General features: G+C 43.6%; 13 protein-coding genes. All 13 read right to left on the reverse strand.

Annotated features, from left to right (window positions below):
- Positions 1–2: 2 nt before the first annotated feature.
- Positions 3–1,421, reverse strand: coding sequence for a contractile injection system tape measure protein (locus AC1DU2_RS01120; RefSeq protein ID WP_477357334.1), 1,419 nt, complete (start codon positions 1,419–1,421; stop codon positions 3–5).
- On the reverse strand, positions 1,418–4,915 hold the full coding sequence (locus AC1DU2_RS01125) for a hypothetical protein (RefSeq protein WP_477382396.1): 3,498 nt from the start codon (positions 4,913–4,915) through the stop codon (positions 1,418–1,420). The genes AC1DU2_RS01120 and AC1DU2_RS01125 overlap by 4 nt, the downstream gene beginning before the upstream one ends.
- A gap of 41 nt (positions 4,916–4,956) precedes the next feature.
- Positions 4,957–9,507, reverse strand: coding sequence for an antitoxin (locus tag AC1DU2_RS01130; RefSeq protein ID WP_477357339.1), 4,551 nt, complete (start codon positions 9,505–9,507; stop codon positions 4,957–4,959).
- Between the two features lie 73 nt (positions 9,508–9,580).
- Positions 9,581–9,997, reverse strand: coding sequence for a GPW/gp25 family protein (locus tag AC1DU2_RS01135; protein WP_477357341.1), 417 nt, complete (start codon positions 9,995–9,997; stop codon positions 9,581–9,583).
- 19 nt (positions 9,998–10,016) lie between these two features.
- Positions 10,017–10,310 carry a PAAR domain-containing protein gene (locus tag AC1DU2_RS01140; RefSeq protein ID WP_477357343.1) on the reverse strand — a complete coding sequence of 98 codons (294 nt, stop codon included), beginning with the start codon at positions 10,308–10,310 and terminating at the stop codon, positions 10,017–10,019.
- A gap of 24 nt (positions 10,311–10,334) precedes the next feature.
- Positions 10,335–11,969, reverse strand: a complete 1,635-nt coding sequence (gene vgrG / locus AC1DU2_RS01145) for a type VI secretion system tip protein VgrG (RefSeq protein ID WP_477382397.1) — start codon at positions 11,967–11,969, stop codon at positions 10,335–10,337.
- A gap of 25 nt (positions 11,970–11,994) precedes the next feature.
- The gene (locus AC1DU2_RS01150) at positions 11,995–12,678 is read right to left on the reverse strand and encodes a CIS tube protein (RefSeq protein WP_477357347.1); all 684 of its coding nucleotides are present in this window, start codon (positions 12,676–12,678) and stop codon (positions 11,995–11,997) included.
- A complete protein-coding gene (locus AC1DU2_RS01155) occupies positions 12,678–12,836 on the reverse strand; it encodes a DUF5908 family protein (protein ID WP_477382398.1) in 159 nt (52 codons plus the stop codon). Before AC1DU2_RS01155 ends, AC1DU2_RS01150 begins: the two co-directional genes overlap by 1 nt.
- Positions 12,837–12,842: 6 nt before the next feature.
- Entirely contained in the window at positions 12,843–13,310 is a 468-nt protein-coding gene (locus AC1DU2_RS01160; RefSeq protein WP_147056196.1) for a phage tail protein, read from the reverse strand.
- A 1-nt stretch (position 13,311) separates the two neighbouring features.
- Positions 13,312–13,749, reverse strand: a complete 438-nt coding sequence (locus AC1DU2_RS01165) for a phage tail protein (protein ID WP_477382399.1) — start codon at positions 13,747–13,749, stop codon at positions 13,312–13,314.
- Between the two features lie 170 nt (positions 13,750–13,919).
- Complete coding sequence (locus tag AC1DU2_RS01170; RefSeq protein WP_477382400.1) at positions 13,920–15,359, reverse strand: phage tail sheath family protein; 1,440 nt, start codon at positions 15,357–15,359, stop codon at positions 13,920–13,922.
- A 24-nt stretch (positions 15,360–15,383) separates the two neighbouring features.
- Entirely contained in the window at positions 15,384–16,568 is a 1,185-nt protein-coding gene (locus tag AC1DU2_RS01175; RefSeq protein WP_477382401.1) for a hypothetical protein, read from the reverse strand.
- 8 nt (positions 16,569–16,576) lie between these two features.
- Positions 16,577–17,191, reverse strand: a complete 615-nt coding sequence (locus tag AC1DU2_RS01180) for a Pvc16 family protein (protein WP_477382402.1) — start codon at positions 17,189–17,191, stop codon at positions 16,577–16,579.
- Positions 17,192–18,730: the final 1,539 nt, after the last annotated feature.

The raw sequence follows: 18,730 nt of genomic DNA on the forward strand, positions 1-18,730 counted from the left end.
TATTACCATTCAACAAAAATCAAATCGCGGGTCCATACTAAACTTATGGTCGAAAAGCCCCAGGGTATACTGTCCAGCAGTACATCAAGCGTTTTTCTTTCTACCTGTAAAAGCCAGCCATTTTCCTTTCGGGTCAGCAATCCGTCGCGTTTTATAAAACTTTCGCGCAGGCCATCAGTACTCGTGTTTTTGAGTACGTTCCAATGGGTTATTACCGCTTTTAAAAGTGATTCCGATTCGGCTATCTCTTCATCAGTTAAAATTACATCAAGGGGTACGGGCATATCTGCCGGCAAACCGCATAGTATTTTTTCGAATACAAGAGCGTATTCCGGCACTTTCTTTTGCCCGGTCGCCAGAAATTTCAACAGGTGCACCGCCCTGAATGCCGATTCTGTGCTCTTCCATTCCTTGCCGTCGAGCAAATTTAATTGAGTAAAAAATGGCTTAAAAAAAGGAGCAAGCAATACAATGCCTGCGTATTTAACTGAATATTTTTGAACATCATCTGCCGCGGCTCCGGTCGAAGAGGATGCTATTACAGGATCGTCTTGTGTAGGCCGTTTAGCTTCTGCCAAAACTCCGATCTCGGGCTGGCTAATGCCGGTAATAACGGATAGCTCGGCTGTGGCCTCATCTGCAAGGGCCTGATTTGCCTTAAAAACTTCGTCTATGTGCGATTGAAATACCTGCTGCAAAACATTAATACTGCTACTGTAGGCAAATATTGCCGGTGCATTTTTGATGATGATAGCATTTATATCGCTAAATTCTTTTTGTATATCTGTACCGGCAAAATCAACCTTGGAACTGCCGGGAGCAGTTATCTTACTTACAATTTGTGTTACCCAGTTTAAAAATACCTCCTGAGCCTTTTTAAGTTCAGCCGATAAACTTATAATTACTTCTTTTGATGATGCATTAAATTGCCAGGCCAGCCTTTTCCAGATGTTTTCGTTTGATTTTACATGTGCAAAAAAGCTTTTTAGCACTTCGGCGTGATTAAGGGCCACGTTGCGGAATATTTCGTCGAGGTTGATGCCACCTTCGTCTGCAAACCAGGGCAGGGAGCCGTTGGACAGGAAATACAAAAGCATTTCGGTATCCGATAGTAATCGCGAAATCTGCCTGCTTTGCGGGGGAATGGCTGCCAGCTGTTTGGCCAATTCGGCCCGCAGTTTCTGGCGAAACACGGTTCTGAAATCAGTTCCGAATGTATGCCGGCTGAAAGACCCCATGTCCAGTTCTATCCTGTCAATTTTTATCGATTCATCCTCTCCCACACTTTCAGAACATACTTCGTCAATAATCTGTGCGATCTCCTGCTGAACCGTTTGCGCAAAATTTTGACGCAGGTTTAGCGATAGCTCTTCATCAGAACATACTACCTCAAATTGCAGCCGGTTAACTACATGTGTCATTTATCAGCATTTACATTAGGCACATTTTCGTGCGTGCAGTCGTCGGCACAAACGCCGCAGGGCACCAATGAGTTAAGTACATCAACCAACGGGTTTACCACATCGTATTCGGGCACTTCTGTTTGTGCCATCTCAACCAGCCAAGCGGCGTAAGCTTTTTCAAAACGCTGCATTTCTTCAATACCTATCCACATCACGCGTGTAATAACATGCGCGGGCGATTCGGATATGATGGTTTTTTCGACCAGGTTCCTGAACGATGGATTGCGGAGGCGCTTTGGCCAGCAAGGCAAAACAACGGTAGTATGGAATGAATACGGATCGGTTGAGGCATCGCAGGGATAGGAATTGCAATACAGGTAAAGCCGGTAGCCAAAATACTCCATCAATACAGCAATCTCCTTTTCAATATCAAAGGTATCGGTGGTATCGGTGCTTTTGTTGAACAGGTAAAGGCTTTGTGCCAAAACCACCCCGTTTGTACCATTGATGATAAACCCATATTTGGCCGGGTTTCCATTATCGGCAACTATCTGATAATTTATCCGTTCTGACCCAAATTCATTCAAATCCTTGATGCGCTGAACCATATCTTCGTATTTCCTGAATTTCAGCAGCATCGGGTTGGTGCCGTCCAGGTAAACTTTCTGATAAAGTATAGATCTGGCAGGCAGGTCTTCGCCCGGCTGTGTAACATTGTCCTCAGTGGCCGACCTTATATATTGCAATACCCATGGCATACTATCGTAACATTTTGCGGCAGGGACCCGGGTTATTTTTTTGATGTAAGGCGGCTCGGTAATTTGTTCATCATCGCTTGCGTTTAAATCGCAGCTATTGAGGCAAATATCCAAAAGACTAACTGCCTGGTCGCTTCCGGTTTCATCAACTACCTCATCTAATTTAGGGCGCAGCAAAATATGCTCAATCATGTGCATCCCTTCGTTGGCGTTAATGTGCTTCATTAACTTCTCCAGTTTGGTAAAGGCCTCGTCGCGGTCGCTTTTTTTCGAAAACATTTCGCTGGTGCCCAGCAGTACTGCGGTTGCAGGGTCGGTACTGTCATACAATTCGAACCAGAATTTACCTACCAACCCGGCAGATCTGCGGCTGCGTGTTTTTACCTCGTCGCTGAATTTAAAATAGGCACGGTCATCGGCATGCTCCAAAATATCTTCCATCAACAATTCGGTACAGCAGCCCTGCATTACTTCAACACTTGTAAAAATTACGGTTTCACTTTCCAGCGGATCGACTATTTTAATAACATTTAAGGGCACTCCCGTTTTTGTTAGTTTTTGTTTAGGCGGCGAGGAAGGATCGTCCTGCACCAACAGCGCTTCGCTCATCAGGAATGAAGGAACAAGCGAGCGGCGTTTTACATTTTCGAAACCCAAAAGCCGCCCTATGCGGCGCTCGGCGCCCGATACATTGCCCGAATCCCAGGTATTAGGGAGTGCATAATTATATGCCTGGGCCCTATCGCTGCTGATGCGTTCATACTCTCCTTGTTTGAGTATGCGGGTTTTATCGCCAATTAACCTTGCATCTGCATTTTTCGGATCCATCCATTTCATCAAGGCCTCATAGTCGGTCAGGTCTTCGCTAAAACGGGCCAGCATATGATCAAGGAAACCGTTGCGCCGGTTGCGGAATAAATCGTGGTTTTCGGTAAGGCCTTTAATCACTTTTTCAAAATCCTTTACTACCAAGTCGAAGTTTTGAGGGCCGTGGTTGTTTTTATCAATCAGCAACTGGTTTAAATTCTCAATTTCAGTAAGCGCGGTAGTAAAATAGGTGTGCCGTGGTTCGTCATCAAACCTAAACAGCTCGCGCAGGTGGTTTAGTTGCACCAGGTAATCTTTTAATACCTGTTCAAAAAAAAGCAGGTAGCCGCCAAGTTGCAGCGCCTGTGCCGTGCGACCAGAATCGGCGTTGGCCGGAAGACCGCCACGCTCGCTGACACCGTAAGTAACCGGCAACGAGTAAGTAACCGGGTAATAGTCTTCAAGGTTCACGTATTCGCCGTTAGGTACAGCAAAATCCAGTTCGGCGCCTATCAGTTTATATTTACGTTCAACGGCTTTCATATTGGTAAAAAGCCGAAGCATTTTATCGGGTTTGCGGTCGCTGTTGCTACCTGCGTAGTAGGTAATAAACTGGCGTTCTTTGCAAAACAATACCTGGGATTTGGCAGGTTGGATACGTGCAATTTTACGTTCGCTTTGCAGGTTATCAGCCCAGGCATCAAAATACAGATTGCCGGATGTATCGGTATCGGCCGCGCCGGTAAATGGCAGGTGCAGATAAGTAATTCCCTTAATGCCCGGAATATTGGCGATATCGGATATTAATTCAGATAACATAATATTGCGGAACAAGTCTGTTTTCTCCAAATCCGTCGAATCAATAAATCCGTGTTCCAATGCAGGCCCCTCAAATATTTCATCCACCTCGTAATTTTTGTCCAGCATTTGCTGTATGGTGTGAAAAGGCACCGAGGGCGTAAAATATTTATAAATGGTAAAAAACATCTGCGCCAAAACCAGGTCCGGGTCGGCATTTTCTTCCAGCACTATTGAGGCTCCTATCCCAAAATCTTCGTATTCCACCGCGTCGATGCTTAAAAAGTCTTCGCACAAGTTGCGGTTTGCAGCCAGTTTGTCAATAACCAATTGCCGTACCTCTTCGCGTTTGCCGGCATCAATAACATCCTCCTCATATTCAACCATTACATTGTACAAGCCTTCCATTTCCAAAATTTCGGGACGTACAAACGTTGGATTTTTTGCATCGGCTATTTCCTCCAGCAAAATGTTTCTTTCGTCGGTTAACCGGGCTATTTCGGCTGTTAATTTATCTAAAGCTATATAGTCCGTATCAGGCGGCGGCGGCAAGGCATTCAGCGCGGCGGTTTTTTTATCCAAATTTGCCTGTAGTTTAGTCAAGATAGCTTCCAGCTGTGTTAGTTTTGCCTCGCGTGCGGTTTTTGCGGCTGGAACGGTTACCTGGTTAAGGCCCAGTTTCCCGTAGCAAACCTCCTCTTCCTTGTCTTCACAGTCGCAATCATAATTCACCCTTTTTTCAAAACTGTTATAGTCAATCCAAATAGGCACCTCGTAATCTTTGCTCATAGTAAGCCATGCATTGCGCACACCTTCAATATCAATGATTAGTTTACGATAATCATTAATTGTAAGCGCGCTGTTGTGCAAAATATGCTTGGCGGTATAAAAAATCTCTTTCCAGGTATTGTTGGTCAATTGCTCCGGAGCCAGCAGGTCTTTAATATCAAAGTCAGTCCGATATGATAGGTCGGTTATAGCGTAGCATACAGCTTCCAAAATGGTGATACCCGGATCCGAATAGTTATAGTTTGTCCAGATATCGCTGCCCAATTGTTCAATCAGTTTAATCCCCTGTGAACGCAATGCCTGGTAATCTTCGGCAGGAAGAAGCGGATTTGCCTTTATTAATGAAACTGGAGTAAGCATAGGAATAGATTTTATATAGATGATTACGGATCGATTGGTTATTATTTTAACTTGTTACTATTTGAAGATTGATCATCTGCCGGAGGCAACGCTTTAGTGTCTGACGCCGGATCAATTTGCTCCGGGCCCGAAGATTTACCCTTAACCACGTTTTTAATAAAATCTTCTGCTTTCTTAACCGCCGCCTTGCCCTTTTCGGCAATGTTTTTGGTTTGGGCACCCAAGGCCTTATCAAAATTTTCAATGGTTTCTTCTACCACATTGTGTTTTTCTACTGCAACAGCGGCTTCCTGCGGAGCAAGCTCTTTTATTTCACCGGCGTTACGCTTATTCTCCAGGTCGGTTGCTGCCGGTTTTACCTCTTTAGTTGCAGGGGCCGCTGCCGCCTCCTCAGGTGCAGCAAATGGCGCTGGTGCCGGTGCGGGCGTTTGTTCGACTGGGGTTTCAACAACAACCGGAGTTGGAAAATGAACTGGCAGCGGTACTGCTTTTTGCAGCTTTTCGCAAACGGTTAATTCCTTCGGGGCTTCATAAAGCAGGATAATATGTTTTGGCGCAGATACCAGCAGCGACCTCTGGGTTGACGGCTCTGCAATTACATCGCCGATAAAATAACCCTGATTTTTCAAAAATGCTTCAATATCGTTACAACCCGATACCTGGTTTAAGGCAGTCACAAAGTTTTCTGCGGTAACCGTGGTTGTATCCGGCGTTTCGGGTACGCAGCATTCGTCGCGGCAAACGCCCATTAAAAAGTCGGTGATAAAATCAACGTAGCTGCGTTGTTGTATAAAGTTGATTATAGACGACGCGTATATTTTTTTGCCAAAATCAGCTTCAATTTCAGCATTAAATGCCCAGGGCGTAAGGTATTGAACAATTTCTTCGTTCAGCTTTTGCAGATGATATCCCTTGTCTATCCCGCTTAAAAATTTCACCCTGAAAAACACAATCACCTGCTCATAAACCGGATTTTTAGCATGCACCGTTACAAATGGTGAAGTTAAGGGGGTTAAATAGTTTACTATCTCGATGAGGGTTAACCGGCTTGTTTTAGGCTGAAGCGGGTTTTCGGCGTTATTGTTCTTAAGATTAGGAACAGGCACAATTAAAACGTTGCCGGATGATTTAACCGGTCCGCAGCATTTGGGGCTTGTCAGCAGGTTAGTATCCCGCGTTTCCAATAAAGATGGAGGATCCGGGCACAGGCATCCGGGGTCGACGTTAGTGATACATTTCACTTTAAACACTTCAGGAAACTGTTCCAACACCAGGCGCTCATAATCCCATGGGGTAACTGCACGCCTTTTGTGCCTTAGCCTTTCGCTTACGCGGGTATAATATTCTTTTCCTTCCTCTTTGTGTTTACCATCAAACGAGGCGTACGGCTGTGTTACACCCTTTACCTGCGAAACTGCAACTGATAATTTACTGATACTGCCGGCAGGCAGTGCATTATTATAATGCGAAGGACTGTTCGCCTGGTCATAAAAAACAACTTCGGTAGCCTGTGCAATTATATCGATCAGTTCCGGAATGCGATCCGACTCGCTGGTTACACTTGCACAAAACCAGTACAAGCCATTAGTAACTATCGTATGGCTGTCGTTGGCATCAGCAGGAACGCTCAGCTTGACAATACCGGTGGTCTGGAAGCCATAGGTACTGTCGGATATCAGGCACTCGGCCTCAAGCGGCCGCCATTCGTTATATATCAGGTACGACCAATTGATGATTGGTGGGTCGTCATCTTCATTTATAGCGCTTCCCGGTGCAAATTCAAAAAGTAAGGAGAGCGTTTGCAGCGGTTGTAATTTTTCCACACCGATAAATAGCAACCCTTCTTCCTGTACGGTGTCGGAATATTGGTTATTGCCACCTTTAATTATCCTGTTTAAACCACTGGCGTCATATATTAATCTGTCGAGTGTCTCGTCGCCTGAATATTTGGCCGATTTAATGAGTAGCTCTGTATGTATCTTTGAACCCTTACGCGACACAACGTCTTTGTAAACCGCTGTGGGGTTTAAAAAGGTAAACTGTGGCAAAAGGATGTTTTTTGCGTCGACCATCAACGGTTTTTGCTGCAATATCAATTGTTTGTTTACAGTTTCGGTACCTGGAGGGGTAATATAAGTTTCAACAGTGCCAAATGGATAAATATGAAAAAACTGGTCGATTTTAGGGTCGAGCGCGGTTAATACCGATTGGTAGCTCAGCGAGAGCCCCTGTATCTGGAATTTAGGCGCATCCCGTATTAATGATTGAATATCATCATCAAAGTTGGCCTGGTTATCAATCCTGATAAAATTTTTATAGGCACTTATATCATAACCGGTATAATATTCAATTGGCGAACGGTTAAGGCTTATCGGAAAATGATAAGCGGTGCTTGCCGCCTCGTTAATTACTCCAGTAAATTCAACAACCTGGCCGGCGTCTGATTGGTTAGCCACGTTTAATATATTAAACGTGAGGCTATAGGTCGAGAAATCGCCACCCCTATAATCAATTAATTGTTTCCAATTATTTCGGGCGAGTACACTCACATTATATGGAAATGAGTAATCGGAATCCTTCTCCTCGGGAATAGACTTGGTTATATTTACTGACAGCTGCCCCAGCGGCTTATTAAACACTTCATCGCTTTCAATATAAAACGACATGCCCTGGTAAGGTACTTTAGTAAACGGATCAAACGGTTTACCAGGCGTTACCAGGCCGGTATCGGTTTGAATGTTAACCTTCTTTAAGCCATCATTATTAATATCCTGGCTCTTATTTTTTATGTCATTAATGGACCCCACCTGCACAGCTATCGACAGGCTGTCAACCTTTAGGCCGTGGAAAAAGCTTGCCGGGAAACCAAGCCCCGACCCCATTAAAATCTGCATAACAGGATAGGCCGTTTGGTAGTTGCCGGTGTGCGTTTTGGCATTAAACGGCACAATACCTTGTTCGGATATCGGCATAAAAATGTACAATACACCCGTTACTGGTTTGCCGTTAGTATCCTCTTCCTGGGCAAGGAAAAAGCCGCTTTCTGAAAGGAAGCCATTGGTTGGATCGGGAGCAGGAAATAAACCGAAGTCCATTACCTGTTTAATAGCTTCAGCCTCTTTCTTGTCCATTTGCCGGCTGATGTTTAGCCAACTCTTTTCGCCGGTTAATACTACCTGCAAATTAAGGCTCTTCAACATGTTCGCATTCACCGGGAATTTGGAAAAATCAAACGGCATGCTGCATTTTATAAGCCGCGTACCTCCCTGCAATACCAACTGGGGCGATGCGACGGCGAAACCTATTTCGGTATTATTTGGCGGGGTTAGCGCGGCCTGCTTTTGGCTGATATATTCGCAAATATTTTTGGGGGCAGTTCGCATAACGCCTCCCGACCCGAAGGTTGGCCATTTTGAATTTGGAATGGTGAATTTTGCACCTTCACCATCCATTGAATTTGCTACCGGATTGGCATAAACTGCGGCAACTGTTTTGTTGGCTTCATCGGCAGTAACAGGTGTTTTTTGTATGAATATATTTTTAAGCTCCCTTACATTGGCCTGGTTAATAACAAAATCGGCTTCTGTCTGGTAAACCTGGTCTACGCCGGATGCATCTTTTCCTGCAGATAACGATGTGCCCTGTGGCAAATCATATTCGGCAACGTTTTGGGCCAATTGAAATATTACAAATACTTTATCGGGCACTGCTGCTTTTGGGGCAAGGCGCAATACATCACGGTAATAAAAATCGAGCATGCGGCCGGTGAGTCCGTTCATCTGCTCCTGCGCAAGGGCAAATAATTGCAGAAATGCAATATACAGCGCCATATAAGGCTGGTGCGAAGGATATTTCGTAATGGCAAAAGTAAGGTAGCCTGGTGCGTCATCAACAATGTTACTGATAACACTAAAAAATGCCTGGAAAATATCATCAACATATGGCACCGCATTTAATATCCGGGCTTCGGGTGTCGTGCCCAGGTAAATATCAAACTCGGGGTTAACAGCAGCATTTAAACCCCACTCCTCCTTATTTTGCAGTTTTGAAAAATCAATATTTAAAACCGTTTTTGAATCAACTACTATAAAGCCTTCCTCGTAAGCAATTAATTTTTTTAGCTGTGCACTCAACGATGATTTAACTGCCAGGTCAATATCGGTGTGTAAGGGATTTTGAGGAATGGCAGCAGTATACCATTGGTCAATTTGCGCGGCAATGGTTACTATTTGGTTAAGCAAATCGGTATATAACTCGGCCGAAGGGTCAAGCAATATCCGTTCGCTGATGCTTTCGTAATCGTTCTTGATTTTATCAAGATTGACAGATGCAACCGATGCTGCAATTACAGCCATATCTCTTTTAAAAAATTCAGCCCAGCTAACTTTTGCTGCCGGCGTAGTGTCATTTACCTCATCGCCGGGCATATCATAAAACCTGATCTGATCGGCATAAGCCGCGGCAAATGATAGCAAATCCTCAAAGCTCCTGCCATCAATCGACACATAGGATGGGTCGAGGGCTTCGAGATAACGCTCCAACCGGCCCGAACCCTTCAGTATTATTTCGGTATGGCAATTACAGTTTTCCATTTTTAAGAGTATTTTGATGTCCTGGCTTTAAGGGCCATTGGTGTAAAAAATCTATTTTATTGGCAGATAGGTATTATGTAGCAATATTGGTGGCCTCGTTAATATAAAATGGATACACATAGTTATACCGCGTATTGGTTGTTATAATGCTATACTGCACATTGATGTTCAATACGCCATTTACCTCGTCGGGCGTTGCTATAACACTTTCCACGATGATCCTTGGTTCGTTGTAAACCAGTGCATCGTTTACTATTTTTTGTATCATGGCGATGGTGGGTACATTCATAACATCGAAAACGTGGGGTTGCAAATTGCATCCAAAATTGGGCAGCATCACCCGCTCGCCATTTATGGTTGATATTATGATCTGGATGCTGCTTTGCACGTCAGCTTCATTAGTCAGCATATCTACGGTTGCCGTTTCCCTGCGAAATGTTAGCGGAAAGCTCCACCCTGTTCCTAAAAAAGTTTGGTTTGTAATAGCCATTTTTCAATTTTTTTTTTAATCAACCCCCAATTAGTACGGTGGGGCAACCTAAAACTATGGTGCCGCCGTGCGCCGTTGAATCGCCCAGTCGCGCGGCCGGCGTACCGCCTATAAGCACTGTTGATGATCCCATTATAATACTGTCGGGCGGCCCGGTACATGTGCACATGCTGCCAACCGTTGCGGCCGGCGTACCGCCAATTAATACGGTGGGCGCACCGGGCGGCAGTATCGGCCCACCTACATGGGGCACACCGCCGGGATTTACCATGGGGCAAACATGATTGTCAGAAACGCGGGCAGCTGGTGGCATATTGATATTGTTTATTGTTAAACTTTAATTAATCATTACGGTAGTACCTTTGATGATAACATTGCCGGTACCTGCTTGTATGGTAATGCCGCTCGGGTCCATTTTAATACTATTTTGATTTTCATCAGTCATTGCAAAAGCGCCCGAAGAATCATTAAGGATGATGGATTTTTGCCCCGTTGGCGTGGTTACCGACAGTGTAAGCCGGCTATTGGTATCGTCGAAGATGAGCTTTATGCCCTGTTTGCTTACAAAGCCATATTGCTCGGCGCCGCTATCTACCGGTAAGGGCGATTTTTTTGAGCTGCTGCTGTGCAGGTATCCCAGTATAACAGGCTCACGCGGATCGTCGTTTAAAAAACCCAGGATCACTTCGTCAGTAGCCTGCGGACGAAAATAAGTTCCGCGATTGGCACCTGCATCAAGCGTGGCCACCCTGGCCCAAATGCCGTCGCTGCCCGAAGTAATAGTTGGCACCTGTACCTTCACGCGGTATTGACTTTGATCGGTGTCGTTAACATCCAGCACGGTGCCGATAAGCAAGCCATTAACGCCGGGTAATAATCCGGAGGTAGGCTTGTTCATCACATCTTCTTTTTTATAAAACCAGTCTTCACTCCAGCCAAACTGAACGTCGGTTGACCAAAAGCCGTCAAAAACGTGCATAATGCCGCTTACAAACACGTTGCCGTTAAAACGGTCGCCAACACCGGCAAGGGTTATCATGGTGCCTGGTTTTACCTTGGCATTTCCCTGGATGCGCACACGGCCAACATTTTTAGAAAGATGGTTCCGCATCTCGTACGAATCGGACCAGTTTTGCAACTGCGACTGGGTTAAATGTCCCGGGTGGTTCAGTTGCACCTGAGCGTTCAACACCGTAGCAAGGTCAGAAACCTGGATATTGCCATTGTCGCCGAATGAAGTGCTACCAGGGCCTGATTTTTCAAGCTGTTGCTGTGTATAATCCCATGAAATACTCGAAACTGAAGAAAACTGGCGACGAGCGTCCATTTCGGCTTCAAACTCAAAAATACTTTGCCCATAAGTTGCGGTTAATACCGGCGGGCCGCTTGTGGTTGGTTTTTTAACAACCAGCTTGCCATCGTCGGCAAGTACCAGCATGCCATTTGCTTCGGCGCGGGTTAGTATAAAATCCCAGTTGGTGGCGTCAAACTGTACCAATTGGGGCTGGGTTACACCGGTGTCGTCAATATCGGTATCCAAGCTGCCGGCCAGCGTGGTGATTACATCACTGTCTTTTTGATTAATGTAGTACGCGCTGTTTCGGTTTGCCGTTAGTGTTATTGCCTTATCCTTTGCTTCAATGGTAAGCAACGAAGCGCCGTTTTGCTTTGCCTTAATAGCATGTTTTACAATAATCCCCTTAAATACAGTGTCGGTTTGCCCGTGATAGCCTAATTGTATTTCCACCGTATTGCCCGGCTTGTAGGTATCGTCATCGCTAAGCGGGAAGTCGGCATCAGAGGCCGATCCATCCAAAAACACAATTTTAGCGTATGAAACTTTATTAAAAGTTTTATTTACCAAAATCCGCGAAAGCAAAACACTGGTGCTCAATGCAGTCCCGTTTATAAGAACCTTTTGGGTAACCAAATCTGTTGCATGTGCAGCACCCGGTGGTAAACTATCTAACATAACTTAGCTGATTAAATTGGGGTTTTTATTTGTTTGAAATCGGCGGAAAAATGAGCGAACTGCCTGCCGTGAGCTTCCTGAAATTTTTAAGCTTGTTAACCTTTGCTACCTGCAAATAATAGCTTTGATCTTTATATATCCGGTAGGTTAACAAAGGCAGCAGGTCCCACTGCTTTACCTGTACGGTATGCGTAAGATCGGGCGACGACAGCATGCTTAATATGCCGCCCAATGCCTGTGGCGTCCGTTCGGTAAAGGTGGCGCTTATTTTTGCCCGTATTGGCAAACCGAACATATCAAACATGGTATAAGTAACCGTTGATGATTTTAAAGAACAATTGCAGATAAACAACCCATACTGAATCAGTAAGTAATTAGGTTTATGAATTAAGCCATTAACAGTGGTTGTAGCCGCCCGGAAGAGAAGCACCTGCGCTGTAACCGGAATTTTTACACCGTTGGTATTTACCCCGGTTCCGTCAAGAGTCAGGTCAATGGTAAAGGTGCGGGGTTGTATGCCAATAAAAGTTGGGTCGGTGCCTGCCTGGCCTACCGGCTTCTTTTCATTCCAGTCAATGGTTTCATTAATGGCTATGTTTTCAGGATTAAACATGGCCAAAAAGGGCACGCCTAAACTGGGTATACCATTCTCATCGGTCGATATTATCTTAAGGTTAAAGGGCAACATTGCCGCGCTTTGCGTATCCATCAGCGTTCGTTTTTTTCTTTAATTATTTCAAGTACTTTTTCAATTGCTTCGTATTCCGAGCTATTGTTATTTGCCGCCGGCGCCGGCTGACCTCCCTGGCCTACCGGCGCTGTATCAACTATCGTCCGGATGATTACTTCGTTTATCTGTACAGGCATAGCTTTTTACATTTTTCGTTCAAAATATTGATAAGCGAGCTCTATCGTTTCCACAACAACAGAGTTATCTGTAGCTTTGAAATCGGAAGTAGACCACTTTAGCGGATACGCTTGTACCACGTTCCAGACGGCATAGGGCTGGCCTGCTTCGTCCATCAGTGTTATCAGCATATCAGCCGGTTTAAAGTCATAAACAACTACTGTAAAATAGGTATTCATGGCAGAGTGAAACCAATCAAGCAATTTGGTGCCTTTTAACAATCCTCTTTTTAAAACCAGGTTTGGATACTTGGCCCGTTTTGGGAATTTGTAAACAAACCTGTTCTCGCCTCCTTCGCGCAACTCCTCCACTTCAACTTCGACCGTCAAACCGCTAACTTCCTGGAAACGTTGTTCGGTATCGCTATCGGCACCGCTTACCCCAACAAATTCCACTTTAAAGTAAAAGCCACCCGGTGGATAATAGGTTGCCATTTTAAATTGCTGCTACTACTATTCCCTCGTGCACTATTTCAATCGATTCGATTGCTATTTCGTTACCGCTTGCTTTTAAACCCGGGCCTTCAATTTTAACCGGCCATGCCTGTGTTACACTCCAAACAAAAACCGGATTGTTTTCGTCATTCAACAGCGTAATTGTCAGGTCGCGACGATCAACGCCCGGGTTACCACTGTTGTTGAGCCAGTTATAAAAATTGTTATCTTTTTCAATGTATCCTTTTTTCAAAGTGATATTGCTTGCTTTTTTAAGGCCCGGTCTTTTAAGCGGCAAGGTGGTGTATGACATTAAGCCATCACGGTAATCTATTGCCTGTACCTCTTGCGTAAGTCCGCTTACTTCTGAAAAACCGATAGGTGCTCCGCCCCCCAATGAAACACTGAAATGGAAGACTGGAATTGGGTAATTTGCCATTTTATATTGTTGTTGATGTTTTTATAATACAGTTAAATACTTGTTTTTTGCGATTAGTGCTAAGTCAAGAGTATTAAGTCGTAAGTCTAAAGTTGATTTTTTTCATTTTTTGGCTTAGAACTTAAGGCTTTGGGCTAAAGACTATTCGTCAATTTATCGTTGACATGCCATTAGGATGTTTGCAGCATTTGTTCGAAACGGAGCACTACAAACTCGGCAGGTCGCGCTACAGCCATTCCAATTTCAATGATCATTCGCCCTTCAAGGATATCAAGCGATGTCATGGTGCTGCCCAAACCTACGTTTACAAAATAGGCCTGGTCGGGTTTAGCTCCGGCAAGTGCGCCATCGCGCCATTTTAAAAACAGGTAATTTGATATCATTGCCTGTACCTTAACCCAGGTTGTTGAAGTATTTGGTTCAAATACAAACGATGCAGTGGAGTTTTTAATAGACTGTTCAACAGTTATAAAAAAGCGGCGAACGTTAATATATTTCCATTCATTATCGTTTCCGTCCAGGGTGCGGGCGCCCATAACCAATGTGCCAAAATTAGGTGAGTTCAAAATCGCGTTAACCGATTTTCCACTTTGATCGTTTATGTTCAGCAGGTCCTGTTCGCCGCGCGTTACCGATACTACGGCCTTGTTTACCGCGTTTAAAGAAATATTTGCGGGCGCTTTCCAAACACCCCTGGTTGCATCTACATTGCAATAAACACCTGCTATTGCTGCCGAAGGAGGCAGTGTAATAAAATAGCCCTGGTATTGAGCAAGAATAGCGTTGTATAATAACGAAACGGTAGTTTTAAGTGATCCAAGCGCTACACCGGCGTTGGGGCTTGCAGGGTTTGGCACTGCTCCGTTAACGGTGTAAGTGGTTATGGTAAGTGCATCAAAATTAAAATTATGATTATAAGATGTTTGCAGGAATGGATAATACACTGCTCCGTATGAACTTTCGGGCTGCCCGGCTGGTAAAGGGGTAATGGTAGCGCTGGTATCCGAGGCTACCGAACTTGTACTTTTAGGTACAGTTGTTATCGCGGTATCAATAATGGCAAACCTATCGCCCAGGGTTGATGCCTGTAAAAGCATAGCCTGGTTAAAGGTGTTGGGCGTAGCCGATGATATAGCCTCCGGGCACAATAAAATGGTAGGTCCTTCTGTTGTGCCCAAAGTTGTAAGGCCCGCTTCCAGATCGGTCTCCGAAATGCTTCCACTGTATTTCCCGACTGAAACGATATAGCAGCGTGTACCTCCGTTTGCAAAATAAAGTTTTACCGCATGGTACAAAATATGCTTGCTCATGCCCGAGTTAGCAAACGTCAGTTTAGCGGTGTAACCAGTTGTTTTGCCTCCTGATTGCTGCTCGTCAACCGCTATTGCCAGGTTTGCTGCGCTTTCAACATCCGCCCCCCCAAAAAGTTGAATATAATCGGCCATGCTGTTGATGGGCGTGGGCACCCCGGCCAGATCGTCTGTTGCCAGGTTAGTAGCTATCTGTGTATAGCCTATAAAAGCGGGTACAGCAGATTCTACTTCTGCAATTGAAGGTGGTAAGGTGGATATTTCTTCTACATATACACCTGGAGATCTGTAATTTGCCATTTTTATTGTTTTTTAAAGTGTTTTTTAAAGTGATATAAATATGTCTGAGTAAATAACTGGAGGGCTGCTTGCATTAATGACGCCTGTTGACGGGTACGCCAGGTTTGATTTTATCTCGGTTTTATTGGTTGTAATGTGTTTGTATAGTGTAAAAACGAGCGGGGCACCGGTGGCGCTTGACGACAGGATATACCTTTCCTGCAGTGGAATATTAGCCAGCGATACAAACACAAAACTCAGATCGGTATTTGAAGCCAACTTGAATTTGATACTGGCATCATTACAGGTAATACTGAGCTGATTGATATAGTCTGTTTTTTGTGCTGGAGTTAACTTAGCCATCTCCAGGTAAATAGGACTGGTAGTTTGCAGTTGAATATTGTAACGCCAAAAGGTTGGCCGATTTTTAAACAAAACAGTATAGTTGGGCCGTGCGGGCAGTAACGATTGATCGGCTTCAATTATCCTATAATTGGCAGCTAATGTTGCAGCGAGGATAAGTTCGATAATGCCGAACACAGGCTGACTGGCCATAGTACCCAAAAAATAAAATGAATCGGTAAGCACATTGCTGATCAGTAACTGGCAGCGACCCGACGGCAATGCTGAAAGGTTAAACGATAACATTGAGTTTGTACCTTGCATAATAACCGATGTGGCATTAACGGTTACGCCCGTTAAAAGGTGTTTAACTACTGCCTGGGCAGTTGTTACAACGCCAGCAAAACTGTACTTATAATTGGCATCCGCTTTTTTTACCTGGTCGTTGTTTCCATCAACGCCAAGTTTATTTTTTGATAAATGCAGATTGGTACGCAAGGCAGCATTATCAACTACCTGGTTGCTGAAATAATAGATATTGCCGGCCGTCAGTTGTGTTGGCAGCAAATCAAAATTTACCGCGTTAGGATTATTCAGCAGCATAAAAAAAGTAAGTTTATCCGCATTGGTAACCCTGTTTTTCAAAAGGGGATTACCTGAAAGATTGGGACCCTGGGTACGTGCCATGATGGTAAAACCACCGGTGGTATCAGTATTTTTAAATACCATATTTTTTGCTTTCAAAAAAGTAAGGCATTCATCAGTTGGCACTATAGTGAAATCCAATTTGGGGGCAGTGGTGTACGCCGCGCAAATGCCGTTTCTATAAAACTGTTGCATTACCGACAAGGTGAGCAGTTGCGAATATTTTACTGTTAGCGTTGCCATAATTTTAATTAGTTTTCAACAAAATCAAGTTCACTAACCGAAGTAACCACATCATTGCCCTTGGTTTCAAACGCGGTAAGGAGCTTAACCCGGTAAACCGCACTTGGCATATATTTTGAACTTAACATGCCCCAAAGGTTATTTTGCTGCTCAAACGTCAGGCTAACCAATTTGAAACTCAGCCTGTCTATCAGTTGCCAGGGTTTATTAACGGCATCGGTTACCGAGGCGTTAAGAGAAGGGTAACCCTGGCTATCAAACACGGAATGTGATTGAAAAAAGCCGATAACATCCGATAGATTACGCAATGCGGTTGGGTAGTCGGAATTATTTGCAACAAACAGCAGAAACAAATCAATTTCAACCGGAGGATTAAGCCTTAAATACTTTTTATCGGGTGTTGGTAAATAGTAGGCTTGCTTACCTTCCCTGCGTTCCTCCTCAATATTCACCAGCATAATAGTAACATGCGTCGAATCTGTAATATTGACATTACCATTAGGTAAAACAATGGGTTTCAAATCAACCACGTTGCCTGTTTTATAGCTGCCGGGATCATTCTCCCGGTTAACCATGTAGGCTTCAAGTTCGCTTTGTATAAATTGAAGTGCGGTACGGATCATATAGTAAGGCAGATAAAGGTTTTTATTAGTTCAGGAACTTTTTAATATTTGCACAATAGTATTTTGTTACTTATTACAATAAGCATTCAATATCTATTAGTTAACAAATGTTTAATCTTTAGAATAATTGGGGCGAGATATCGGGAACGTACGGATCAGGGGCCGTGTTATTTTCCGAATACCTATGAGGGTAAAATTATCTGCTAATACACTGTATAACAATAGGGTTTGTACGTGTTCAGGAACGTATTTTTACGCAAGCTATGCGGTGGAAAACCGAATCAAATAAAAAATAAAATTAGAAATTATGCTTATTTTTAATTTAAAAGAAATAACAATCAAAAGTCATTAATTAATTATATTTATTAGATAATAGATATTCCCCACAACATTTCTGGAAAATTCTGCCAGGTAAAATTATTTTGATTTTCGTAGAAGATTCAGTGTTGCAAAGCCTCCGATTCATTCAGAAGTTTTTGATTTGTAGTATCAGCAGAGATCGAACCAGCAACAAAAGGACTTTCACTCCTCTACTGTACCAGTTTAAAATGTGTTTTAAGAAGGAAAGCACAAGGCCATACGAAAATTATTTTATCTTGCTAATTATGAAGCCTTACCTATTCCCGGAAACAGTTAGCATCAAAAAAGTACTGCTATATCATCTTTACATTCTGATAATAGCTTTATCCCCGATATTGATATCGATGTTGGCCGGTTTTATAGGCTACTGTTTGGGTTGTCAAATCAACGAAGCAGGAACCGACGATTGCGTGAGAGCGGGAATTGCCTTTGGAAAAATATTTAATCCTATTGGATCTCTTTTCTGGCTATCTATAATTACTATACCATTTGGGGGGATAGCAACCATAGTGTTGATTATAATTGCTGTTCATGACACCGTATATCATCATAGAAGATAATCAGGGAAGTATTTATTACGCTCGTCCTTGTACCTGATTGCTATAAGCGCGGAGGGTTTCGTAATTCGTCCATTCACTTCATCTAAACACATAATGAAACAAGTTTTCAGAATCCCGTAAAAATGCGGTTGAGATTTCTCCAAAAAAAGCCTCCTAGAATTAACTAAGAAGCTTTTGAATTGTGGTGACTACTGTACAAATCTCGAACTATTTCCTGTCTGATTTGCGTTAATCGCCGATTTGGATTTATAAATTGTCGGTTACGCCGCTATAAATATTTCATCCATATTACCGGCTGTAATGGTATTGGCAATATGGCTCAAAACAGGGAGAGACTACAGTATGTTATGAACAGCTAAAAATCTGATTGTCAATTTCGGTAAGTATTTACATGTTTCAAAAGGTTACCACCGCCATTGATACGATTAGTTCAGAAAGAAATCCGGCAGGGCCTGTTGAGTTTGGCAGTTTGCTCCTGTATCACCAATGGCCCGAATTAATCGCTGATAGATATTGCCAACTTTACTAATCCCATTCTTTGCATATAAGTAATATCTATAGATCTGAGCATGGCATTATTATAGGTTTGCTGCCCCACGTAAATTTCCCCCACGCAGGT

Source organism: Mucilaginibacter sp. P4_C11, assembly GCF_056402115.1.